This is a genomic window from Paludisphaera borealis, from assembly GCF_001956985.1.
Classification (GTDB): Bacteria; Planctomycetota; Planctomycetia; order Isosphaerales; family Isosphaeraceae; genus Paludisphaera; species Paludisphaera borealis.
On the sequence record NZ_CP019082.1, the window covers coordinates 5,347,313 to 5,373,093 of the forward strand.

Below are 25,781 nucleotides of genomic sequence, written 5' to 3' on the forward strand. Positions count from 1 at the left end.
ATCAGAGGGTCGGCCCGATCGTCCAGGGGGCGAATTCCTCCTCGCCCACCCCGATCCGCTCGCTCTTGGTCAAGTCGCCGCTGGCGACTTCGAGAATCCGCTCGAAGAGCCTGCGGCCGACGCTCTCGACCGACTCGCCTTCGAGGATCGGCCCGGCGTCGAGGTCCATGTCGTCCTTCATCTTATCGTACATCGGCGTGTTGGTGGCGAGCTTGACGCAAGGGGTCGGCTTCAGTCCCAGCACGCTCCCCCGCCCGGTGGTGAAGACCAGGACGTTGGCGCCGCCGGCCACCAGGCCCGTCGTGCAAGGCGGGTCGTAGCCGGGGGTGTCCATGAACACCAGACCGGGGCCGGGCACCGCCTGGGCGTAATCGACCACGTCCACCAGCGCGGTCGAGCCCGCCTTGGCGAGCGCTCCGAGCGACTTCTCGTAGATCGTCGAGAGCCCCCCCGCCTTGTTGCCGGGGGACGGGTTGTTGTTGATCTCGGCGCCGAAGACGCCAGTGTACCACTCCCACCACTTGATCCGATCGACGAGCTTGCGACCGACCTCGGCCGAGACCGCCCGCCGCGTCAGCAGATGCTCGGCGCCGTAGATCTCGGTGGTCTCTCCCAGGACGGCCGTCCCTCCTTGGGCGATGAGCAGATCGGCCGCGACGCCCAGGGCCGGGTTGGCCGTGACCCCGGAGTTGCCGTCAGAGCCGCCGCACTCCATCGCCAGGCAGATCTTCGACGCCGGCTGCTCCGACCGCCGCCAGGCGTTCGCCTCGGGCAAGAGCTGTTCCACCGCCGCGACCGCGGCCTCGACCGTCCGGGTGATCCCCCCCTCGTCCTGGATATTGAGAACCCGAGGTCTAGGAGGCGCTGTCGGCCGCCGGCCGTCGCCGTTGCGGACCAGAAGCGTCAACTGCTGGCTGTCGATCAGGTGCTCGGCGTAGGCTCCCTCGCACCCCAGGCCGACGATCACGTACGCCGCGACGTTCGGGTGGTTGGCGAAGCCCGCCAGCACGCGCTCGAGGTTCTTGTGGTCCTGGCCCTCGAACGGCAGCCCGCAGCCTCCCTTATGGGTGATCGCGAAGACGCCGTCCACGTTCGGATAGTCGGCCCGGAAATCGCGATCGCGGAACCGGTCGGCGATGTACCGCGACGTGCTCGCCGAACAGTTCACCGTGCTGATGACGGCGACGTAGTTGCGCGTGCCCACCCGGCCGTCGGGACGGAGGAAGCCCTGGAACGTCCGCGGGGGCTCGCCCGTCCGGCCCGCCGGGCGCTCCGTCGCGTACGCGTAGTCGCGCTCGAATAGGTCGGCCTTCAAGTTGTGGACGTGGACGTGCGCCCCGGCGGGAATCGGCCTGGACGCGAAGCCGATCACCTGGCCGTATTTCCGCACCGGTTCGCCCGGCGCGATCGCGGCCAGGGCGACCTTGTGGCCCAGCGCGATCGGCTCGCGGACCTCGACCGACTCCGGGCCGAAGCTCAACCGCGAGCCCGCCGGGATCGGCCGGGCCGCGACGGCCACGTTGTCGTCGTCTCGAAGCAGAACGGCCTGAGCCGCGCCGGCAGCATTCGCCATCATTCGACCTCGTAAGGCGGTTTTCCCTGCACGCTCGATCTCCTCATCGTCAGTCTAGTGGGCCGGCGCGGCTTTGGGAAGTCGGCCGAAACCCGCCGGTCGCGGTTCCCGAACGCCACGTCCGCGTCGATTTCCGCCCCCCGTCCGACTCGGCCCAATACAAAGCGTCATAATGGCTTGCATGTGCGGCGCGGGGCCTCGGGGAATGATCGAATTCTATCGGATTTCCTTGCCGAAGCCTTCCGGGTCTGGTACGTTGACGATGGCATCATCGGATTCGTACATTCCTTTCGATAAGCCACGGGACGAGGCGAACGGGGCCGTTCGTTTCTGTCACACGGTGGATTCTATACTCGTATCGCACGTTACGTCATCGTATCGCGTCTTCGTCGCTCGGGCCGGTTCACCGACCGGGCCAAGCCGCCGTCCACGCCGCACCTTCGGCCGTGACCGGTCGCGCGTTCCGGGCCGCATTGGGAAATCACCACGGGAGTTGTGACGTCATGGCCAAAAGTCGGGATTGGACGGAAATCCTCATTCGACGCGGCGTGATCGGGCCCGATCAGCTCAAGGAAGCGGAGCGTTCCGGCGGCGCCGTCGAGGACGCGCTGGTGAAGCTCGGTTATGCGGACGCCGACGATATCGTGAAGGCCAAGGCCGAGCAGCACGGCCTCGCGTTCATCGAGCTCCGCGAAGTCGAGATCCCGGCGTCGGTGGTCAACCTCGTGCCGGAATCGCTCGCGCGCGAGAACATCGTGATGCCGATGTCCGAAGGCAATGGCACGATTCGCGTCATCATGCATGACCCCATGGGGTTCGAGACGATCGAGAAGCTGCGGTTCGTCCTGAATCGGGAGATCGAGGTCGCCCTGGCCCCGCGCGAGGCGATCATCGAGGCGATCAACAAGTATTACGGTGGTTCGGCGTCCGAGACCGAGTCGGTCGACTCGATGCTCACGGAATTCACGGATACGCAGATCGACTTCGCCGAAGACGGGACGCCGAACACCCTCTCTCGGACCAATACGCTGGAAGAAGGGGATGCCCCGGTCATCCGGTTGGTGCACCTGATCATCCAGGAAGCCGTGACGATGCGGGCGTCGGACATTCACGTCGAGCCGTTCGCCGAGCGGGTGCGGATCCGGTACCGGATCGACGGGGTGCTGATGGAGCGCGACAGCGCGCCTCGGCGGCTCCTGGGCGCCATGGTCAGTCGTCTCAAGATCATGGGCTCCATCGACATCGCCGAGAAGCGACGGCCCCAGGACGGCCGGATCAAGATCAACGTCGCCGGCAAGGACATCGACCTCCGCGTCAGCATCCTCCCCACCACCCACGGTCAGTCGGTCGTCATGCGCATCCTCGACCGCGAGAACATCAAGGTCGGGCTCCAGGACCTGGGGTTCTCGGACGACGACTTCGCCCGCTTCAAGCAACTGATCAAACGTCCCAACGGCATCTTGCTGGTCACCGGGCCGACCGGGTCGGGCAAGACCACCACCCTGTACGCCGCACTCAACGAGCTGAACCGGCCGGACGTCAAGATCATCACGGCCGAGGACCCCGTCGAATACTACCTCCCGGGCGTGAACCAATGTGAGGTGAAAGCCAAGATCGGAATGACCTTCGCGCGGATCATTCGAGCCATGCTGCGGCAGAATCCCAACATCCTGCTCGTCGGCGAAATCCGCGATTTGGAGACCGCCGAGACCGCGATCCAGGCCTCACTGACGGGACACTTGGTTTTCAGTACATTGCACACGAACGATGCGCCCAGCGCCATTACACGTCTGGTGGATATCGGCATCCAGCCGTTCCTTGTCGCTAGTTCCGTGCTTGCGATCATGGCTCAACGCTTGGTGCGGAAGGTGTGTCCCAAGTGCAAGGTTCGGTATGAGCCGCCGCCGCACGTCCTGGCGGGTATCGGCCTTCGTCCGGAGATCGCCAAGAAAGCCAACTTCATGAAGGGGAAGGGCTGTAGTCATTGCAGCAAGAAGGGCTACCGAGGCCGTCTCGGGATCTACGAGCTGATGATCTTGACCAACCAGGTCCGCGAGATGGCGTTCAAGGGCGAATCCACCATGGCGATTCGTAAAGTGGCTCGCAAGCAGGGGATGCGTACCCTGTTCGAGGACGGCGTGATCAAGGCGATCAAGGGGATCACCACCCTGGACGAGGTCCTCCGGATCACCCAGCACGACATCGCCTCCGAGCCGACTCCGGCGGCCCCGACGGCCGCGAAGAAATAGCCGAATTTGGCGAAAGTCGGCGCGGCGGGTCGAGCCGGCCGATGATGAAACCGCGATCATGACGCGCGTCGTCCGCCGCGCCGCGGCGGGCGACCCCGAATTCTTGCGATCAAAGCAGAGGCACCGCGCTTGATCCAGCCGCACCGGGTCGAAATAATGGGTTAGGTCGAGGGGAAGACGGCTCATCGCCTAACTCCAAGACGGGGCTCAGTAATTCGATGGACACCTGGTCTCCAGGACAAAGTCAACCCGAGAGGATTGGTATCGAGATGACCAATCGACGTTCCATCGAATTCCCCGTTGGAGGCGAGTGACGACAATGGGCACGCTGCTCATCGATAAGCTGCTCCAGACCGTGTGCACGCAGAAGGCCAGCGACCTTCACCTGACCGTCGGCACTCAGCCGATGTTGCGACTTCACGGTCACTTGCGCCCGCTCGCCACCAAGGTGCTTGAAGCGCCCGACACGATGGCCCTGATGAAGAGCATCACGCCGGAGCGGTGCCAGCAAGAGTTGCAGGAAGTGGGGGGGACCGACTTCGGGTTCGCGTTCGGCGAGATGGCCCGCTTCCGCGTGGCCATCTTCAAGCAGCGCGGCAACATCGGTCTTGTGTTGCGGCGGATTCCCAACGAGTTCCTCACGTTCGAGCAGCTTGGGCTGCCCAAGGTGATGGAAGATTTGATCCAGCGGCCGCGCGGTTTGATCCTGGTCACCGGGCCGACGGGCTCGGGCAAGACCACGAGCTTGGCCTCGATGATCAACTGGATCAACCACAACATGGACCGCCACATCATCACGATCGAGGACCCGATCGAGTATTTCCACAAGCACAACAAATCGCTTGTGAACCAGCGCGAGATCGGCATCGACGTCCCCGACTTCCCCGAGGCGATCCGCCGGGCCCTGCGAATGGACCCGGACATCATCCTGGTGGGCGAAATGCGCGACCTGGCGACGATCCAGGCGGCGATCACGGCGGCCGAGACCGGCCACATCGTGTTCGGCACGTTGCACACGAACTCGGCCGAAGGGACGGTCAACCGGATCATCGACGTCTTCCCCAAGGAGCAGCAGGACCAGATCCGCACCCAGCTCTCGGTGGCGATCATCGGCGTGCTGGCCCAGGCGCTCCTGCCGCGCAAGCCCAAGGGGCTGGTGGCGGCCTACGAGATGCTGGTGGTGACGCCGGCGATCTCGAACCTGATCCGCGAGAACAAGACGTACCGCATCGACTCCTCGATCCAGACCGGCCGCAAGCACGGGATGATTCTGCTCGACGACAGCCTGTTCAACCTTTGGAAGCAGGGGCTCGTCGAGGAGACCGAAGTTCTCTACAAGGCGCGCAAGATCAACGACCTCCGCGACCGCATCGAGAACGCCAAGAAGGGGATTTTCGAGGACGAGGACGCCGAGGAGGAGGCCGCCGACTGAGCGCCCGCATACACGATTCGACCGCCTCGGGAAAACCGGGGCCGGGGGGTCACGCGGCGGCGACGGCGACGTATCGAAGTGTAAGTGATTCTCTAAGTTGCGACGGTTCAGAATTTGTTCATGCCGGGAGGGTCGGGCGGCGGCGAGGGTTTCCTCGCCGGCTCGCGCGGCCGGCTCCTCCCGCGGCCTCCCGCCGGTTCTCGGCGGGCGGTTCTTCTCGACGACTCGACTTCCACCCGCACGAACACGGTTCGACTAGGCGAAACGGTCCCGGCGGGCCTCCACGGAGGCCGCCCGCGCCCGGACCGGGGGGCGACCAGGCATGGCACGACGGCTCGGCACGATCATGGTCGACATGGGCTACCTGGACGAGGACGGCCTCATGAGGGTCCTTGAGGACCAGAAGCGCTCGGGCTCCGAGCTCATGGGCAAGGTCGCGGTGCGCCTCGGGTTGGTGAAGGAGGACCAGGTCCTCAAGGCGCTCGGCGAGCAGCTCGGGATGAAGGTGATGCGGCTGGCCGACACCACGATCCCCGCCGAGATGACGGAGCTAGTCACCGAGAACATGGCCACGACCTTCAAGGTGGTGCCGATCTCGCAGCACAAGAAGGACAAGAGCGTCACGGTGGCGATGGCCGAGCCCCAGAACCCTTCCACCTTGGGCGATCTGCGGACGTTCCTGGGGGTGGAGGTGAAGGGGGCGATCGCGTCCGAGTCGGACGTGGCGGCGGCGATCGAGCGGCTGTACGCCGGCCATCACGAGTCGATCTCGGACGTGGTCCGGCAGATCGAGCAGGACAAGGGCCTGCAGAAGATGGCCGGCCGCAACGAGAGCACGATCGACCTCGAGGCCATCGAGGAGATGGCCGAGGCCGCGCCGGTGCGCAAGCTCTTGAACATGGTCTTGCTGCTGGCGATCAAGGACAAGGCCTCGGACATCCACTTCGAGCCGTTCGAGGAAGAGTACAAGATGCGGTACCGGGTCGACGGCATCCTGTACGAGCTGGTGCCGCCGCCGCGGCACCTGGCGCCGGCGATCTCCAGCCGCATCAAGGTGATGTCGAACCTCGACATCGCCGAGCGTCGGCTGCCGCAGGACGGCAAGATCCAGCTCGCCCTGGGGGGCAACAACGTCGACATCCGGGTCTCGACCCTGCCGACGATGTTCGGCGAGAGCGTCGTCCTGCGGATTCTCGACCGCTCGGTCGTCCAGCTCGACCTCAAGAAGCTGGGCATGCCCGAAGACACCCTGGCGCGGTGGCTCGACGTGATCCACAAGCCCAACGGCATCATCCTGGTGACCGGGCCGACCTCGTCGGGCAAGACCACCACGCTCTACGCCACGCTCAACGACCTGAACAAGATCGAAGACAAGATCATCACTACTGAGGAGCCGGTCGAGTACGAGATCGAGGGGCTGATCCAGGTGCCGATCAACCCCGAGATCGGCGTGACCTTCGGCGCCTGCCTGCGGGCGATCCTCCGGCAGGACCCCGACAAGATCCTGGTGGGGGAGACCCGCGACCTGGAGACCGCCGAGATCTCGATCCAGGCGTCGCTCACCGGCCACGTCGTCTTCACCACGCTGCACACAAACGACGCCCCCTCGGCCGTGACCCGGCTCCGCGACATGGGGCTGCCGACGTTCTTGATCACCGCCACCATCGAGGCCGTGCTTGCGCAGCGGCTGGTGCGGAAGCTCTGCGTGAACTGCAAGACCGAGTTCATGCCCGGCCCCGAGGTGATCATGGAGCTGGGGCTGACCCAGGAGCAGGCCGCGTCGCAGAAGTGGTTCTACGGCAAGGGCTGCGAGCGCTGCAACAACACCGGCTACAAGGGCCGCATGGGGATTTACGAGCTGATCGTCATGAACGACGTGCTCCGCGACATGATCGTCGCCGAGGTCTCGCTCGACGAGTTCCGCGAGGCGTGCCGCAAGTACGGCATGCGGACCCTCCGCGAGTCGGGCCTGCAGGCGATCGGCGACGGCCGGACCAGCGTCGAGGAGATCCTCCGCGAGACGATGACCGAGGTTTGACGTCCGGATCGAGATCCTCGCCCTCGAACATCCGACCCAACGACACGAAACGACGCGACGCCACACGAATCCCCAAAAACAGCAGACCCCGGACCCCCGCCCGCGGCAGGAGAGCGCCGATGCCGACCTATCAATACGAAGCCATGGACCACACCGGGCGCGAGGTGAAGGACGCCATCGACGCCGCGACCCAGGAAGAGGCCCAGCAGCTCATCCGCCAGAAGGGCTTCTTCGTCACCAAGATCTCGGAGAAGGCCAAGAAGACCCGCAAGACGGGGGCGGCCAAGAAGGGGGGGCGGCGGAAGAAGAAGTCGTTCACCATCGGCCGGATCTCGACCAAGCAGCTTTGCACCTTCACGCGCCAGCTTTCGACCCTTCAGGACGCCGGCCTGCCGATCCTCCGCAGCTTGAAGATCCTCGAGGGCCAGTGCAAGCCGGGCGTGCTCAAGAACTCGCTCGCCGACGTGATCGAGGACATCGAGAGCGGCCAGACCCTCTCCGAGGCGTTCGCCAAGCACCCCAAGGCCTTCGACCGGCTCTACTGCAACATGATCAAGGCCGGCGAGGCCGGCGGCGCCCTGGAAGCCATTCTCCAGCGCCTGGCGGACTTCAAGGAGAAGTCGCAATCGCTGAAGCGAAAGATCAAGGGGGCCATGGTCTACCCGGTCGTGGTCATCTTCGTCGCCTGCGTGATCGTCGGTTTCATCCTCTATTTCATCATCCCCAAGTTCGAGTCGATCTTCAAAGACTTCGGCGTGCCGCTGCCCAAGATGACGATCTTCTTGATCACGGCCAGCCACTTCCTGATCAAGTACTTCTACCTCGTCTTCTTGTCGCCGCTGTTCCTGTGGATCTTCATCAAGCTCTTGTACCGTAACAAGACGGGGGCCTACGTCTGCGACCGAGTCCTCCTCATGATCCCGGTCATGGGGACGATCGCCGAGAAGTCGACCGTGGCGCGGACCATGCGCACGTTGGGGACGCTCGTCCAGTCGGGCGTGCCGATCCTCGAGTCGCTGAACATCGTCAAGGAGACGGCGGGCAACGCGGTCTTCGAGCGGGCGTTCACCCGGATCTACGACAGCATCCGCGAGGGCGAGACGATCGCCCAGCCGCTTCGCGAGGCGCGGATCGTCGACGACATCGTGGTCAACATGATCGACGTCGGCGAGGAGACGGGCGACCTCGACACCATGCTCAACAAGATCGCCGACAACTACGACGAAGAGGTCGAGGTGGCCGTCGAGTCGCTCGTCAGCCTGCTCGAGCCGATCATGATCGTGGTTCTGGGCGGCATCGTCGGCTTCATCGTCATCGCCCTGTTCCTCCCCCTGATCACGCTGATCGAGAAGCTCTCGGGATGAGGGACGAAGACTCCGGCCGCGGGCCCTTCCCCGAGGAGGGAGGGGCCGGGGCCGTCGCGGGTTCTCGCGGTCGCTCGGCAAGAATGTTCGTCTCGGCACTTGAAAATATTCCGAATCGTCGTACCTCACATGAGAACGGATCAGCCTCGGCCGCCCGTCGCGCTCGGCGCCGCCGCCCTCTGACCGCCGCCCCACAGGGAGTCCCGGACCGATGAACAGCCCCTCGACCCGAGCCCGCAGCCCCCTCGCCCCCCGCCGGCGCGGCTTCACGCTGGTGGAGCTGCTGGTGGTCATCGTGATCATCGCCATCCTGATCGCCCTGCTGCTGCCGGCGATCAACGGCGCCGTCCGCACCGCCAAGGTCGCCGCGGCGTCGGCCGAGATCAACCAGATCGCGCAGGCCCTGGCCCAGTTCAAGGCGCAGTACGGCGTGGACCCGCCGTCGCGGATCGTCCTCAGCGAGACGGGCAACTACTCGCCGGCCTATCTCGGCAACACTCTGGCTCCGCTCGGACCGCGGTCGGTCTCGTACCTGCGGCGGATCTGGCCCAAGATGACGCTCAGCACGACGGGCCCCCTCAGCGCGAGCCAGATCCCCGGAGGCTGGTACGACTTCAACGGCGACAACAAAGCGCCCACGATCGCCAACGGCCTTCTGACCAGCGGTCAGATCCACGTCCTCGACGGCGCCGAGTGCCTGGTCTTCTTCCTGGGCGGCCTGCCGGGGATCGTCGACGGGGCGTACACCACGACCGGGTTCTCCAAGAACCCCTCGAACCCGGCGATCAACTCTAACATCACCCCGCTGGGCGCCAACCGGTCGTCGCCGACGTTCGAGTTCCGCCCTGGTCGGCTCAACGACAACTACCCGGTGTTCGCCAACGGGACGACGGGCAACGGCTTCCCCGAATACTCCGACAACCTGAGCGCCTCGGGCACGCCGCAGCCGTTCGTCTACTTCTCTTCCTACGAGGGGGCCGGCTACGACCCCGACGACGTGAATTACGCCGAGGAGGGGGCGCTCAAGGACGGCACCGTCGTGAACGCGACGTGGGCGGCCACCGGCCAGCCCAGTTCGGGGATCGGCTCCATCTTTTTCAACGAGGTCAACGGCAGCTTCGCCCCCAACCCCTACACCAACGGGGCGCCCATCGTATCGACGGGCAACACCGTGAATCCGGAATACATCAACAAGAACTCGTTCCAGATCATCTCGGCGGGGATCGACGGGCAATTCGGACCCGGCGGCGGGTACAAGGCCAACGCGACCGATCCGCTCGTGTTCAACGCCGCCGCGGCGATGCCCGTCAACCTGGCGCCCAGCATGCGGCAGCGGGAACAAGACAACGTGACGAACTTCAAGGGGGGCCGGCTCGACTGACGCCGACGCTCCGCCGGGGCGCGAGGCCCCGGCCGGTCATCGCCGGGGACGGCCCGGCGCAGGCTCTTGCGGCCCTTTCGGACTTCGCCCCGGTCATCGGTCTTCGAGGTTGTCCATCGTGCTCGATACATTGCGGAACAACGACGGCGGGCGGTCCAGACCCTCGTCGGCGACGCGCCGACCGGGAGGGTTCACGCTGGTCGAGCTGATCGTCGTCATGGTCATCATCAGCATCATCCTCGTGTTCATGCTGAACGCGTCGATGAGCGCCCTGCGGTCGGCCCAGGAGAAGGCGACCCAGGGCCTGATCGCCAAGATCGACTCGGCCCTCAGCGACCGCGTCGACGCCATCCTCCAGGCCCGCGTCGCCTCGCCGACGGCGGTGCAGACCATCGTCTCGCAGATCTACGACGGTGTCACGCCCATGAACGCCTCGACCTCCGAGCGGGCCTTCGTGCTGGCCCAGATCGAGCTGTTCCAGCGCGAGATGCCCGACGTCTTCTACGTTCAAGACCCCGCGACGTACGGCTACCCGCTCAACTTCGCGGCCAACCCGTACCCGATCGTCGACGGTTCTCCAAACACCGTCGCCACCGCGCCCGACGCCGACGCCCCGTACGTCCTGCCGCTCGGCACGGGGTGGCCGTACAGTGCAGTGACCGGGGCGAACTACTTCAACCCCGGCCTGGGGATCTACGGCGCGTCGTACAACGTGGCCGCGGGCGTGTACAAGAATCTCGGCTATTTGCCCACGGGGTTCGACGGCGTCGACAACAACGGCGACGGCCGCGTCGACGAGTGGGCCGAGGGGGTGGGCGGCAACGCCGCCGTCCTGGCGCTCGTTCAGACGAACCTCGCGGCCCACACGCACAAGACCGCGCGGGCGGAGATGTTGTACGCCCTGCTGGTCGAAGCGCAAGGGCCGTTCGGCTCGATCCTCAACCGCGACGACTTCACCGACAAGGAAGTTCAGGACACTGACGGCGACGGCCTCCCCGAGTTCGTCGACGCCTGGGGCGAGCCGCTCCAGTTCTTCCGCTGGCCGTTGCTCTTCCATTCCGACTTTCAGCAGGGTCAGAGGTTCCTCACCAACACGACCACCGGCAATCCCGTCTATTCGTCGCCCTACGACGACATGATCCAGCAGCGCGAGCTCGACGCGCTCGACCCCAACCAGCAGCTCATGTCGGCGGCCTGGTGGTCGAGCGGGTACAACGACGCCACCCAGAACAGCGCCGTGCCGCCGTTCCCCGCGGGCTTCACGTCCAACGGGACGGGCAAATGGAGCCCCGGCGTGGCCTTCTTCGAGAACTACTTCCACCTGCTGCACGAGCCCCTGTTTCAGTCGGCGACGGCCCCCGTTCCCGGCCAGTTCTGGGATCGCGGCGCGCCGGGCGGCGACTTTGCCGCGCGGCGGTCGTTCTCCAGCAAGTTCCTGGTCGTCTCGGCGGGCCCCGACAAGCAGCTCGGCGTGTTTCTGTACGGCGACGCCGCTTTGCAGTCCGACCTTGCGACCGCAGCGAGTGGCAGCATTTACTCGGCGGCGTTTCCGTTGCTCGGCATGGAGAGCCTTGCGGCTCCGTTGAATTATCAGGATCTCACCAATCTGGTGACGGGCAAAGTGAGCCTGGGCGACACGGTTACCAGTGTGTCTTCGTCTCCGAACTACCCTCCGACGACCCTAGACATTCAGGCCCAGGGTCAGGACGACATCAACAACCACAACATCCCGGCAGGTGGGATCGGAGGGTCCGCGCCATGAGGCCCGCAGCAACGACACGGCCGCGCCCCTCGACGGGCGGTCGCCACGGACGAACCGGGTTTACGCTGATCGAGCTGCTGGTGGTGATGCTCATCATCCTCCTCGTCAGCGCGGTGGCCCTGCCGGTGATCATCCCCGCGCTCAGCCATCGCGAGGTCAGCGAGGCCGCGCGGATTCTCCAGGGCGCCCTCGTCGGGGCCCGCGACGCCGCCGTCCACGCCAACGCGCCGCGGGGCATCCGCCTGCTCCCCGACCCGAACTTCGTCACCTTCGTCACCGACTCGACTTTGCCCAACTACGGACAACTGGACCCCGCGAGGATCCTCGCCGCCAACCGGATCGTGGCGATCGAGCCGGCGCCCGATTACACGGAGGGGAGGGTCAACGTCCGGCCTACGTCCAATTTCCTAAATGTGCCATTGGCCAACGGCCCGCCGCTCAGCCTCCTTTACCCGGGCGAGGGCGGGGGGAGCTGGCCCTTTTTTCCCGCCCAGACCACTCTGCCCCCTGCGGTTCCCGTGCTCGTCGTCGAAGAAGCCCTCTCCGATCACGATTTCGGCTATCTCGGCAATCCCAGCTTGATTCCGCGCAACAATCCGACGTCCTGGTTCTGGAACGTGCGAGTCGGCGACAAGATCCAGATCGGCAACTCCGGGACGCGTTACACCGTCGTGGGGCCCATGAGCGTCGGGCCTGCCGGCGGCAACGCTGAACTATTCGTCAACATCGGGTTGCCGGGACAGGCACCGCTTGCGGGACAGTCGGGAGTGCCGCTGCTGTATCCCAACCAGCCCAACACCATCCCCCACGAGTTCCTCTTCGTCGTCAACGGCTATGACGACAACGGTAACGGGGCCATTGACGAGGGCTGGGACGGGCTCGACAACAACCTCGACGGGTTCGTCGACAACATCGCCGCGTCGACGCCTCCGCCGTACAGCGAATGGGAGACGGAGCGCTGGCTTGGCAGCCTGGGCAACGTGAACGGCGGCGGCGCGAGCTTGAATCTCCCTTACACCATCAGCCGGCGTCCCACGCCGTCGGCGAATGCTCGCGAGACGTCGCTGCCGGCGAGCGTCGTCGTCGACCTGACGACCTGGGCGGACGCCAGCCCGGAGCGGTCGCGGCTGCCGGTGAATCGGTTCACCGGCGCCATCGACATCATGGTCTCGCCCCAGGGCGAGGTCCTGCCGAACAGCATCTTTTCGGCGCCGTCGAGCTTCTCGCTGGCCGACTCCTACTTCCACTTCTGGCTGGCCGAGCGCACGGATCTCTACGCGACTTCGGATTTCAAGATCACCGGCTCCGCATCCGCGAACGCCGACGGCACGCCTCAGCTCCCCCCGTTCCTGCCGGTGCCTGCGGGGTTCAATCCGAACTCGACCATGTACTTGAAGGGGGAGAACCGCCTGCTCACCCTTTTCACCCGCAACGGTCAGATCGCCGTCAACGAGATCAGCGACTTTGATACGGTCCCGGGCGACTACAACACCGCCAACAGCGGCGTCCCCAATTACAACCCGAGCTTTCCGCTCATCAAGGCGCAGCAAGGCGTGCGAGGTGGTCAATGACGATGCGGCGCGCGGTTGAAGTCCGATCGACGCGGCGGGGCATCACCCTGACCGAGATCCTGATCGCCATCATGATCCTCGGGATCGGCCTGGTCTCGCTGGCGACGCTGTTCCCGATCGGCCTGCTCCGGCTTCGCGAAGCGCAGCGGTACAGCCGGACCGCGTTCCTCTCCCAGTCGGTCGGCGCCGACCTGACGTCGCGCGGGCTTTTGAGCAAGACGCGGTTCCTCAACCCCAACCTTTGCCCCTGGTATTCGGCGTTCTACTACCCCACGTACGGCGGCTTCGACCCCTGGATCCAGGACACGCCGACCCCGTTGTCGACTGTCTCCGACTGGTCGGGCAACGCCACGCCCGCCAACGCGGGGGCCTACCGGGGAACCGGGGGCATGGGGGCCAAATACGCCAACAACCAGGTCACGGTCAACGGCCTGAGCGCCATCCCGGGGCCGGGCCTTCCGGTCGCCTACGACCCGCTCTGGTGGTATCAGCAGGGAATCGTGCCCGACCCGAGCAACGGCGTCGAGTTCCGGTTCGGCGACGGCACCTCGCTGGGCCTGTCCGACAGTAGCGGCGGGGACAGCGCCAGCCTGCCCAGCGTGTGCGGCTTGCAACGGCTGACGGACCTCACCCAGACGACCTATGACCCCATCCTGAAGACCTACCTGTACTCCGACTACAATGCCAACATGATCCTGTCGACGTTCGTCTCGCCGGAGGACGTGCTGTGGCAGGAGACCGAGGGGGTCTACCAGGACTACCAGAACCCCACGGCGCCCGTCTCCCCCCTGTCGACGCCGAGCCCGGTGATCCCCGACCTCGTGAACAACAACCCCGCCTTCGTCGACAAGGACGGGAACCACGATCTCGCGATGGCGAACGGCGTCGCCGTCACCAACGACTGGCGCTATACCTGCATGTTCGTCGGCCAGCAGTCGGACAGCTACAACGGCCGGATCTTCGACGGCGACGTGGTGGTCTTCGAGAACCGTCCGTTCGGCCTCGAAACATTGAACAACACGCTGACGGGCACGAGCACCACCCACGTCGCTGGCGAGCGAGTAGTCCAGGCGGTTTTCGGCTACGGGACGAACCTGGTCCAGGTGGGGACGATGAACGACGGCAACAACACGGTCGTCGGCGTGCCCTTGGGCTCGAACAACGCGATTCTGCTGCTCTGGCCTTCGGGCACGCCCGACCTCGAGATCAAGACGGGCTCGTGGGTCGCCGACGTCACGTACGAGCGGCGGCAACTCGTCGCTCAGTCCCGGTTTCAATACGCCGGCAGCCCGCCGCCGCCGCCGGCCCAGCGCTGCTTCTGGTATCAGATCCAGCGGGTGACGGCCCCCGCCGACACCGCCGGCACGCCGTACGCGACGTTCGGCAATGGCCGGTACGCCCTGGTTTACACGAACACGAATCTTCGCGCCAAGACGCTCTGGGACGTTACCAACATGGTGCCCTACCACGTCAACGCGGCGCTGGTCTCGCCGTTCGTGATCGGCGTCGCGCCTCGTACCATCGTGGTGCCTTGATCCGTCTCGAATCCTTCGTCTCGACCTCGAATCATCGACTTGCGTCTGAACCGCCTCGGCCCGCCGCGGCGCTCCTCCGACATCAAGGGTAAAGCCGTGAAACCGACCGCCGTCGACCCTCGCAGACTTCGCCCGAGCCGGCGCGGCATCACGCTCGTCGAGATGCTCGTGACGGTCGCGGTGCTGGTCCTACTGATGACGATCCTCGTGCAGATCTTCCAGGCCGCGACCGGCTCGCTCTCGTCCGCCCAGAGCTATCAGGAGCTGGACAACTCGCTGCGGCGGCTCGACGCGATGGTCCGGTCCGACCTCAACGGGGTGACCGCCCGGCTCACCCCCCCGTTGAATCCCAAGGACGGCTTGGGCTATCTCGAGTACGGCGAGAATGCGTTCGCCGACATCCAGGGCGAAGACTCGGACGACTACATCCGGTTCACGGCCAAGGCGCCTGCCGGCCGGCCGTTCCGCGGGCGGGTGCTTCTGAAGCCTCCCGTCAACTCTAGCACCGCTCCCGTCGACGACCCCTCGAATTTGACGAGCGCTCAGTTGAGCCTGTACACCAACAACCAGCCGATCCTGATCACCAGCGATTTCGCGGAGATCATCTACTTCCTCCGCAACGGCAACCTCTACCGCCGGGTCCTGCTGATCGCGCCGGAGCGGCAGAGCTCGATCGTCCAGATGACTGGCAACACGATGTTGAAGGCTCAGACCGGCTGGGCCAAGAACGTCGTGTTCACACCCGGCGCCTTCGGCGGTAATGCGCAGGTGAGCTGGCAGGGCGTGAACGACCTCTCGGCCCGGCCGGGGTCGTCGGGTCCCATCGGCGGTGCGTTCTCGCACATCGTGCTTAACTCCTTGGGCGACCTGACCAACCGGGAGAACCGGGCCTTCTCCCCACGGTTCAGCGACGACTACATCAACAACGCCACGCTCGCGGCGGGCCCTGACGGGATCGCCGACGACTCCAATGAAGACGGCGTGCCCGACTTCTATCCGACCCTCTACACCGACTCGACCGGGGCTTTCACGACCGCTCTCGCCCCTCTCAAGCTGATTTTCGCCCCCAATTACGCCATGCCGACAGGAGGCCACTTCTCCTCGATGGCCTTCCCGTACATCTTCCCGGGCGCCTACACGCAGCCCGAGACCGACAGCTCCTTCCCGAAGGTCGGCTGGATCCACTCGCCGACGCCCGACCAGAACATCAACAGGTTCAGCAATGGCTCGGCCAGCGCGCTGCTCTACCTCCAGCGGCTCAACCACAACCCGCTGGACCTCGGCGACAACCTCTATCGACCGGTCGCCGCCGAAGGCACGTTCCAGACCTGGTGGGGCTTCCCGACCTCGCGCGAGACCCTCTCGTTCGGCTGGCTCGACCCGACGTGGCAGCTCAACCTGAACAGCGGCGCGCAGGCGCCGGGGCTCAATCCGAGAGCCCCCACCAACCTCAACGGGGGCATGCTCAAGGTCGTCGACGACGTCGAGCTGCTGCCGCCGATGACGGGAATGATGGCTGCTCTGCCCACTCCCGTGCCCGTGCGGCTCAACCCGCAGTTGTACTCCGACGACTTCGGCACCGCCAGCGTGATCACCACCAACTACGGCACGGTGGATGCGGCCGGCACAATCTCGCTCTGGCCCTACGTCGGCGAGGACGACCTGATCATGACCGGCGTGCGGAGCTTCGACATCAAGGCGTACGACGACCTTTATGCCGGCTACGTCGACCTGGGATGGAAGAACGACGTCCGCATGGACGGCAACATCCCCGAGTTCAATCGCAGTACCGACAACACACAGAACTACAATTTCCTCTCGGGTACCCCGAGCAAAGCCTACTCACCGTTCGCCGGCGCGACGGGCGCCGACGGGCCGGCGACGGGTCTGAACGGCCGGCCGTTCGACGGGGCCCGGTCGATGCCGACGTTGGCGACGTTCGGCCATGAGGGGCGGATGCCGCCGCTTCTCGGCGACTTCCGGTCCGACGCCCAGTTTCCCACGGGGTTCTACCCGGCCTTCACGAATTATCCGATCGACGGCAACGGCGTCACCAACCTCGGCGACGACGCCCCGAACATCAACCGGCTTCGCCGCGTCTTCGACACCTGGTCGACCGACTACTCCGTGGCACCCGCGCACGCGGTCGACCCGACGACCGGCACGGTCTACGGACCGCCGTTCACGCCGCCGGTTTATCCGTCGTATCCGCCGCCGTATCCCGCGCCGTTGAAGGGGATTCAGATCCAGGTCCGGGTCGTCGACCCGACGAATCAGCGCATCAAACAGGTAACCATCCGGCACGATTTCACCGACCGTCTCTGACGCGGGCCGCACGGCCCCGTAGAAGCGGACGAGCTTACGACGATCGACTCATGGGGCCGTCCGGGCCCGTCGCGGCGATTCGAGAGGGAGAGCCCGTATGTTGACGACGAACCGAGCCAGACTGCGAAAGCGCCGGGGAATCGCGCTGATCCTGATTCTGGGCATGCTGGGCTTGCTGGCGTTCATCGGAGTGACGTTCGCCACGATCTCGGGGCAGGCCCGCGTCGGCGCGCGAAACTACGCCCAGTCGGTCATGCGGCCCCAACCGGCGGAGCTGATGGAGTTCGCCCTCTCTCAGCTTGTCGGTGACACCGATGACGTCCGCTCGGCGATTCGCGGCCACAGCCTGGCCCGTGACGCGTACGGCAACGACGCCCAGAACAACGGCTACCTCGCGCAGGTCGCCAGCTTCTCCGCCGCTACGCTGATCACCTCGGGAGTTCGCTCGGGCACGATCCAGTGCATCACGAACATCCCGGCCGCCACCGACATCTACCAACCGTACTACGGTTACGACTTCACGCGATGGGTGGTCCAGTTCAACCACCAGTACGGCAGCGTCAACGCTGCGAATCAAGAAACGCGGCTGATGGGCCAGACGTTCGAGATCGTTCAGGATGATACGACGGGGCTTTTGGAAGGTGGCGCCGGCAAGTTCCGGACCTTCTTCCTCGCGCCGCCCCCCTCCGCGCAAATCGGCCGCCGAGGACAGCCCGGCACTGACTACATCTACCGCAGCCCCGACTTTACAAAGCGGCCGTCCAATCAGGCCGTCGAGGTCATTCGGAGCGTCTTGATCGGTGAGAACGCCGCCACTCCGTACGTGCCGATCGGCTATACATTCACGCTCGACGGCCGGTTCCTCCGCGCCTTCAACGGTCCGGGGATGGGGCCGCTGGCGCAGTACGCCAACATGCGATACAACCGCGGGCTCCTCAACGGCGACACCTCGATCGCGTCGATCGCGCCCGGCCGCCCCAACGTCGTCGGCATGGACGAGGACTACGACGCCTGCGACCTCGAAAACTGGTTCCTGGCGATCCAGAGCGCCGACGGCAAGGCGATCGTCCCCTCGTTCCACCGCCCGGGCATGCTCCAGGCGGCCGACTGGACGGGCCTGAGCGCCGCGTCGCGGTCGCGCATCCTTCGCCCTCGGACGATCGACGGCCACGATTCGGTCTCGTTCCGCAATCTTACCCCGGACCCAACCACCGGGAGGATCGAGTACGACGTCGACAACGACGCCGACGGGATCACCGACTCGGTGTGGGTCGACCTCGGCTACCCTCCGGTCCGCGACAGCCGCGGCCTCTGGTACAAGCCCCTGTTTTCGTTCATGGTCATCGGCCTCAACGGCCGGATCCCCTTGAACACGGCCGGCAACCTCCAGATGCGCGACGCGAACGGCGTGCCGCTCCATATGCACACGTCGCACCTGGGCAACTCGCCCAGCGAGGTCGATCCGAGCTTCGGCTTGCAGAACGCCGGGGGCAATCAGCTCGACAACGCGACCAGCTACGACACCGATGGCGTGACGGTCAAACCCACGCCCATCTCGGTGAACGTGACGCAGCTCCGCAACATCCTGGCGGGGACGCGACCGTACGCCGGCGATAACTACGCCGACCAGAACATGGTGGGCGGCTACTTCCTGCCCAACAACGTCGCGGACTTGTCGGACACGCTCAGCATGGGGATCGGCGCGCTTCCTCCCCGGACGGTGGCGGGCCGGTGGGGCGAGGAGAGCTACATCCCGAGCCTCTTCAACACCGGCGGCGTTACGCCGCTCATGGCGTTCCCCAACCTGGTGCGCGCCGGCCTGTCGCTGACGGGGACCGGATCGCCCGCAGTACTGGGAGGGGACGGCCGCGACGACAACTATACGGCCCTGGACTTCTGGCCACAGGGAGCCGCGGGTGAGTCGATGGGCCCTTCGAACCTGGCCCCTAGTTCCGGTCTTACTTCCTACGGTCTCTGGTCGACCAACTGGCCGGCCGATTACTACGATGCGGCGGGCGACACCGCCGTGTTCTCCGAGCGAGCGCGTCGCTTCGTCACCCCGATCGACCTCGCGGGCGACGGCCGAGTGGGAATATACACGGCGCCGGGAAGCGTGGGCAACGACAATCGCGGGCGCGTCGCCTACAACAAGTATTTCCGACCGCCGGGCATCCCGGTCGCGACGGTCACAATCCCCAGCCCCATGCCACAGTACCCGGCCACCACGGCAGGCAAGCCCGCGCCGTATGACGTCACCAACAACCTTTTGCACGGCTACGAATCGCAACGCAACCCCTCGTTGGCTGTCGTCTCGGCCGCGACGCATCCCGCGGAGACAGCTTTGCTCTACGCCGCGACGCCGACGCACCTCGACGCCAGCGGCAACCCCAGCACCGTACTCGACCCCTACAACAACCAGCCGGTCCCCACGAGCGGCGGGTCGGCGCTGCCGACCTACGACGTGAACATCAACTCCCAGCAGCACAGCGCCGGGCTGAACGAGGCCAACGAGACGGCGCTCTATTACCCCGGCGCGTCGGACGCGATCTTCGGCGTCGAGGATCTGGAGTGGCTCTACCGGGCCCACGACCAGGACGGCTCGTCGCTTTACAGCCGGCTCTCGGAGCTGGCGCCCCTGAGCTTCCGCGACGCCTCCGACGCGCTGCGGCGGCGGCGGCTGTACTCGATCGACGTCTGGGAGACCAACGCCTTCACCTGGACCAACGACAACCCGGGCAACAACTTCAGCGACAACAGCCGCTTCAAGTGGCCGTTCCAGCAGCCCGGAGCCAGCCCCTCCGCCGCAGATCCCTATCAGGTCGTCACGACGTCCGGCGCGACGGCCAACGCCAGCCTGTACGCGGTGAACCAGACGGGGGTCGCCTTCGTCAACCCGCCGTCCGCCAGCGCGATCCAGTCGAGCGCTCCGAGCCTGGTTCACCGCGACCGTAAGATCAACCTCAACTTCCCCCTGCCGGTCTCGAACGAGTCGACCGAGCCCACGCGGGTGAAGTGGATCACCGAGAGCTACCAGTTCCTCAAGACCATATTGCCGCCGATGAGCATCAACCAGCCCGAGGAACTCGCGCTTCTGAGCCAGTATCTGATCAACATCATCGATTTCCGCGACCCCGACGCCACCATGACGCAGTTCGTCAACCCCGACGTTTGCGTCCGTCCCGGCACCGCGACCGCGGCCCCCAGCTTGATCCTCCGCAGCGATCCGCTGTTTTCCGCGACGACCGACCTGGCGCTGACCCAGTACGGCATGGAGTACAACCCGGTCGCGATCAACGAGGTGCTGGCCTACTCGTTCCTGACGAAGGTGACGGGGAGCCAGGTGGCCGTTGGGCGGTTCTTCATCGAACTCGTCAACACGCTTACGGACGCCCAGACGGGTTACCCGCCGCTGGCGCCCCCCAACGCGAGCTATCTGAATCTCGGTGGGTTCACCTTCACGGCCTCCAATCCTTACAGCGGCGGCTGCTGGGACCTGATCTTCACTGACGATTTTCCCAACACCCGCCCCGACCCCTACACCGGCCAACTCCTGCCGCTTCCGACCGGCGCAACGGGCTACTACAGCCCCACGCCCCTGAACCGCGAATCGTTCGCGGGGGGGCAGGACGTGGTGCTCACGCCCCTGGCCCAGACCGACGGTGCGTTCCCCACGGGCTGGCTCTACACGCTCGGCAACTCCCTGCCCGTCGCCAGCAGCGAGTCGGCTCCCCTCACCACCCTGTCGCAGACGTTCGGGACGAGCTTCGACCCCCTCACGCAGGCCACGGCCGCGCCTAATCCGACTTTCACGATCCCCCCGGGCGCGCTGTACCAGGAGGTCGTGGCGGGGTCTGGCACCCCCAGTTGGAGGACCACCTACCCGCCGACGCCGCGGCTGCCGATCCAGTCCTCCCCCCTGGCCAATAAGTACAAGTGGGTCTGCCTGCGCCGCCCCGCCAACCCGTTCAAGGCGGTCTCCGCGACCAATCCAATGGTCGTCGTCGATTCGATGCGGTTCCCGCTCATCGAAGGGACCGGCCCGCTGGACGGCACGAAAACGGATGAGACCGGGAACGTCATCCCGAACACCACGGCGGCCAACCAGATTTATTCCGTTCAGCGGTTTCAGCCCTATCGCGGCGGGCATCTCGTCCCCCAGGTCCCCAACATCATCAACACCAAAAACTTGGACGTGACCCGATACGGATTCACCGAACAAGTCACCGCCGCGATCTCGGGCGCCCCGACCAACTACGGGATCTACACGAAGACGGCGCAGACCAACCCCGCCACCGAGCCGAACATCTTCCACTCGCTCGGCATCGATGTCGGTGCGGGCCAGAAGGACACCCGGTGGAACCGCTTCGTCTTCAACGACCGAGACTTCACCAGCCCGGCTGAACTGATGCTGGTGCCCGGCTGCCCTCCAGGGCTTTTCACCAAGCTGTTCGTCGAGGCTGAGCCCACGGCGAGCAATACCGGCGTCTATTTCAACAGGGCGGCTAGCCCCGGTGATCCGCCCCCCTCGACCACCTCCCCCGTCACCCTGGGGCTCGCGCTCCCAGCCGAACCCCAGACCTACCCCTACCTGGTCGATCAACTCTTCTACTCGTCCGCCTCGCTGGCCAAGAACGGCAATCCGACCACCTGGGACCCCGTGGCCGGGCCGAGCAGCGGCGGCTGGTACAAGATGTTCGAAGCCTTTGAGGTGCCGAGCCCCGTGATAGGCGCGATCGGCACCGCCGCGCAGGGCGTGAATTTCGACTGGCTTCGTCAGGACGTCCGGCCGGGCCAGATCAACCTCAATCTGATCATGGACGAGGAAGTGTTCCTGGGCCTGGTCGGCAACGCGGGAGACCGCACGGACAACCCGGGAGGATCTCAGCAGGTCGTCACCGTCCCGTCGAAGCTCAACGGCGCCGTGACGAGCACGACTCCCCCCCAGATCGTGACCCAGGTCAGCGCCACGGGCGCGCCCACGGCTTCCTACTCCATATCGAACACGGGATTCAATCTTGGGGTGCCTGTCTCCCCGCTCAAGGCGGCCTTCACCGACTTCCTTAAGGTCCGCCACGGCTCGTCGGGCTATATGTACTTCGGATCGCAACATGCAACCTCGAACCCCCAGTACGATAACCTGCCCCCCGCCCAACAGGTACCCCTGTCGGCGGAGACCCCGTTCCGGTCGCTGACGTATCCCGACATCAATTTCACGATCATGCGTCCGGCGTTCGCGACGGTTAATCAGAAGCAGATCGACCACGGGATTACGGCCCAGGACTCGGGCGTCAAGAACCAGAACATCCTCAATCGAACCGCCCCGCCGTCCGTCACGAACCAGTATTACCCTCCGGCGATCCCGCCGCGCCGGTTCTTCTCGTTGCCGGACACGAAAAACACGAGCAACGCCTATGTCGTCCCTACGGATACGCAGGAGCTCGGATACACGCCGCCGGCCGTCCTGGCTCTGGACGATCAAACGGTCAACCTGACCCAGAACCCATCCGCATTTCTCGCCGACTCGGCCCAGCATCCGTACTACCGGTCGGAATGGATGCAGAAGATGATGAATCTAAGCACGGTGCGGACGCATCAGTACGCGGTGTGGGTGACCGTCGGGTTCTTTGAGGTGACGACGTTGGGAGACCCGGCGATGGCCGCGATCAGCCCGAATATGGCCTACGACGTCCTCGGCCGCGAGGTCGGCATGCTCAACGGCAAAAACGTCCGCCATCGCGCGTTCTTCATCGTCGACCGTCTCAAGCTCAGCGGCTTCGACCCCCGCAGCCCGGGCCAGTACCGCGAAGCCGTCCTCTACCGGAAGATCATCCAATGATCGTCGTGTGTATCGACTCGAGCGAGCCGACGGGCGGTTCGCCCGGAGCCCGGCCGCCCTGACCGTTGCCGTTGGTTGAAGGACGCGCGTCGCGGGCTTCCCGCGTGGAAACCGGGGCGCGGAGCCGCCGTCACGTCACAACATCACACGTCGAACGTATTGTCTAAGGGGGCAATACATCGATAAAATTCACCGAGTCTCGTTCTTCTGTCCATGAAAGGGTCGCTCATGAATCCCCGTCGTCGTAGTGGTTTCACGCTGATCGAGCTGCTGGTCGTCATCAGCATCATCGGCGTCCTGGTCGGCATGCTCTTGCCGGCGATCAACTCCGCCCGCGAGGCCGGCCGCCGCGCCGCCTGTCAGAACAACATGCGTCAGCTCGCCTTGGCCCTCAACGGGTTCGCCACCCGCAAGAACGCCTATCCGGCCGCCGGCACGTTCTTCGAAGACCCCGTCAACGCGGTCAGCCCCGCGACGTCGATTCTGACCGCGGCCATCGGATCGGGCGCGACGGGAGTCGCCGCAACGACGACGGGTGCCGCCGGGTGGAGCTGGGTCGTCGACCTCCTCGGAGATCTTGACCAGGCCGACATGGCGAACAACTGGTCCACCCACTTCCCCTACTGGTCGACAGTCGCTCCGGACACCGCGACGACCCCCAACGATCTGATCGGCCGGGCGTCCCTCGGCATTCTCCGATGCCCCGACGATACCAACACCACTCCGAACGAAGGCAACCTCAGCTACGTCGTCAACGGCGGATTCACGCGGTTCGCGGCCAATCCCCTGGCGTTCGTCGGCCTTCAGACCGATGGCGACGCCAAGGGCGGCACTTCGGGGGCTCAGCTCCAGTGGTTCGGCGCGGCCGATCCCACCGGCTTGCTCGCCCAGGGCGTCCACCAGAAGCTCGGCGTGATGTTCTTGAACTCGGTTTACGACTCTCAGGCCCCCTCTCCCTACACCGCCCCCGCGAACCTCAACGGCCGCAACCCCGCCTGGGGCGGTCTGAAGACCACGGTCGCCGGCATCACTGACGGCGCGGGCTCGACGATCCTGCTGGGTGAGAACACGATGGCCGGATACTCCTCCGGCGGCGCCTACACGGGCGGCATCGCGTCCAACTGGTCGTCCCCCTGGCCGGGCGTCATCATGTTCAACGCCTCCGACGACGTCTGCGAGACGGCCTTCCATGCGGCGACGGGCGCCTGTGTCACGGCGTTCGGAAGCACGTACAGCAACCAGAACGACAATGCCGCGTGGTCGAACGCCAACAAGCTCGGCTCTTATGAGAACATCGGATACGGAGCGATCCTGTCGTCCGTGAGCAAGGGGGCCTCGCCGTTCATCAACAGCGGCCATCCCAACGGTGCCAACTACGCCTTCTGCGACGGTGCCGTGCGGTTCATTAACAACACGATCGACGGCACCGTCTTCGCCAAGATCGTCTCCCCCGCCGGCAGCAAGCTGCCGGTCGCGCCCGGTGCCTACAAGCAACTGCCGGTCAGCCAGGACGCCTTCGTGCAATAAGCTGGTGGACGCCCTCATCTGAACGAGACGACGGGGATTTCCAAACCCATCCGGCGGATCTGTATGATCCGCCGGATGGGTTGTTTCGTTAGTCGATCCCGTGATTTCGAGCCGGTTCAAGTTCGGTCAATGGATGGCCACGGCGATCGCGCCTCGCCGGGCGACTACGCGACCGACGACCGCCGCGGCGGGAGTGCCGCGCACGGTCAGCTCATCCACGAGGGCGGCGCAGCGGTCGGGATCAACGGCGATCAGCAGCCCGCCCGACGTCTGGGCGTCGAAGGCGAACGCGACGAGCGTCGGGTCGGCGTCGGAGTCGACCCGGAGCCGGCCTTCCAGGTGCTCGCGGTTCGTCGTGCTGGCCCGAGTGTGATAACGCTCGACGGCCAGGGGCAAGGCTCCCGCAATGATCGGCAAGGCCCGGGAGTCGATCTCCAGAGTCAGCCCGGCGCCCTGAGCCATCTCGAAGGCATGACCCGCGAGGCCGTAGCCGGTGACGTCGGTGAGGCCGTGCGCGCCTCCCGCTGCGCGGAGGGCATCGCGCGCGTCGGCGTTGAGTTCCACCATCTGAGCGATGGCGCGGGCCAGAACCTCTTCCGGGCACTCCTGGCGCTTGGCCGCCGTGGTGACGAACCCGGTTCCCAGCGGCTTGGTCAGGACGAGCCGGTCTCCCACGCGCGCTCCGGCGTTCGTCAAGAGTTCGGCCGGATCGACCAGCCCCGTGACGCTCAGCCCAAACTTGATCTCCTTGTCGCGGATCGTGTGGCCGCCGAGCGTGACCGCCCCCGCTTTGCCCACGCGGTCGGCCGCGCCTCGAAGGATCTCGGAGAGGATCTCCAGCGATGCGTCGTCGACCGGGAAGGCCGCGATGTTCAGGACCGTGATCGGCGTTCCGTTCATCGCGTAGACGTCGGAAAGTGCGTTCGCCGCGGCGATCTGGCCGAACGCGAACGGGTCGTCCACCAGCGGTGGGAAGAAGTCGAGCGTCTGCACCAGGGCCAGATTCGAGGCGATCCGGTACACCCCCGCATCGTCCATGGTCTCGGTGCCGACCAGCACGTTGGGATGGTTTGGGGCCTTGGCCCAGTCGCGGAGCACCTGGGAAATCCCTGCCGGCGAGATCTTTCCCGCGCACCCCGCGCAGTTGGCGTAGTCGGTGAGTCGTTTCGGGGTCGTCGTCATGAGCAC

Annotated in this window: 13 protein-coding genes; 11 read left to right on the top strand and 2 right to left on the bottom strand. The window is 65.5% G+C overall.

Features of this window, described 5'->3' with window-relative positions; all coding sequences use genetic code 11:
* Nucleotide 1 precedes the first annotated feature (1 nt).
* On the bottom strand, nt 2–1,573 hold the full coding sequence (locus BSF38_RS20660) for a UxaA family hydrolase (RefSeq protein WP_076351219.1): 1,572 nt from the start codon (nt 1,571–1,573) through the stop codon (nt 2–4).
* Between the two features lie 503 nt (nt 1,574–2,076).
* Here BSF38_RS20660 and BSF38_RS20665 point away from each other — a divergent pair.
* From BSF38_RS20665 to BSF38_RS20715, 11 genes are all read left to right on the top strand, one after another.
* Nucleotides 2,077–3,822, top strand: a complete 1,746-nt coding sequence (locus tag BSF38_RS20665; RefSeq protein WP_076348802.1) for a GspE/PulE family protein — start codon at nt 2,077–2,079, stop codon at nt 3,820–3,822.
* A gap of 319 nt (nt 3,823–4,141) precedes the next feature.
* Nucleotides 4,142–5,254 carry a type IV pilus twitching motility protein PilT gene (locus BSF38_RS20670; RefSeq protein ID WP_076348804.1) on the top strand — a complete coding sequence of 371 codons (1,113 nt, stop codon included), beginning with the start codon at nt 4,142–4,144 and terminating at the stop codon, nt 5,252–5,254.
* A 322-nt stretch (nt 5,255–5,576) separates the two neighbouring features.
* The gene (locus BSF38_RS20675) at nt 5,577–7,292 is read left to right on the top strand and encodes a GspE/PulE family protein (protein ID WP_076348806.1); all 1,716 of its coding nucleotides are present in this window, start codon (nt 5,577–5,579) and stop codon (nt 7,290–7,292) included.
* Nucleotides 7,293–7,411: 119 nt separating this feature from the next.
* A complete protein-coding gene (locus BSF38_RS20680; RefSeq protein ID WP_076348808.1) occupies nt 7,412–8,656 on the top strand; it encodes a type II secretion system F family protein in 1,245 nt (414 codons plus the stop codon).
* Between the two features lie 211 nt (nt 8,657–8,867).
* On the top strand, nt 8,868–10,037 hold the full coding sequence (locus BSF38_RS20685; RefSeq protein ID WP_076348810.1) for a type II secretion system protein: 1,170 nt from the start codon (nt 8,868–8,870) through the stop codon (nt 10,035–10,037).
* A gap of 118 nt (nt 10,038–10,155) precedes the next feature.
* Nucleotides 10,156–11,799, top strand: coding sequence for a prepilin-type N-terminal cleavage/methylation domain-containing protein (locus BSF38_RS20690; RefSeq protein WP_168189423.1), 1,644 nt, complete (start codon nt 10,156–10,158; stop codon nt 11,797–11,799).
* A complete protein-coding gene (locus tag BSF38_RS31750) occupies nt 11,796–13,370 on the top strand; it encodes a prepilin-type N-terminal cleavage/methylation domain-containing protein (RefSeq protein ID WP_076348814.1) in 1,575 nt (524 codons plus the stop codon). Before BSF38_RS20690 ends, BSF38_RS31750 begins: the two co-directional genes overlap by 4 nt.
* Entirely contained in the window at nt 13,367–14,905 is a 1,539-nt protein-coding gene (locus tag BSF38_RS20700; RefSeq protein WP_083713136.1) for a type IV pilus modification PilV family protein, read from the top strand. Before BSF38_RS31750 ends, BSF38_RS20700 begins: the two co-directional genes overlap by 4 nt.
* 96 nt (nt 14,906–15,001) lie before the next feature.
* Complete coding sequence (locus tag BSF38_RS20705) at nt 15,002–17,230, top strand: prepilin-type N-terminal cleavage/methylation domain-containing protein (RefSeq protein WP_237170547.1); 2,229 nt, start codon at nt 15,002–15,004, stop codon at nt 17,228–17,230.
* A 97-nt stretch (nt 17,231–17,327) separates the two neighbouring features.
* Nucleotides 17,328–23,066 (top strand): hypothetical protein, encoded by a 5,739-nt coding sequence (locus BSF38_RS20710; protein WP_076348816.1) that lies wholly within the window; start codon nt 17,328–17,330, stop codon nt 23,064–23,066.
* Between the two features lie 228 nt (nt 23,067–23,294).
* The gene (locus BSF38_RS20715) at nt 23,295–24,593 is read left to right on the top strand and encodes a DUF1559 family PulG-like putative transporter (protein ID WP_076351225.1); all 1,299 of its coding nucleotides are present in this window, start codon (nt 23,295–23,297) and stop codon (nt 24,591–24,593) included.
* Between the two features lie 126 nt (nt 24,594–24,719).
* On the opposite strand, the gene selD is transcribed toward BSF38_RS20715, so the two are convergent.
* On the bottom strand, nt 24,720–25,775 hold the full coding sequence (gene selD / locus BSF38_RS20720; RefSeq protein ID WP_076348818.1) for a selenide, water dikinase SelD: 1,056 nt from the start codon (nt 25,773–25,775) through the stop codon (nt 24,720–24,722).
* Between the last annotated feature and the right edge of the window lie 6 nt (nt 25,776–25,781).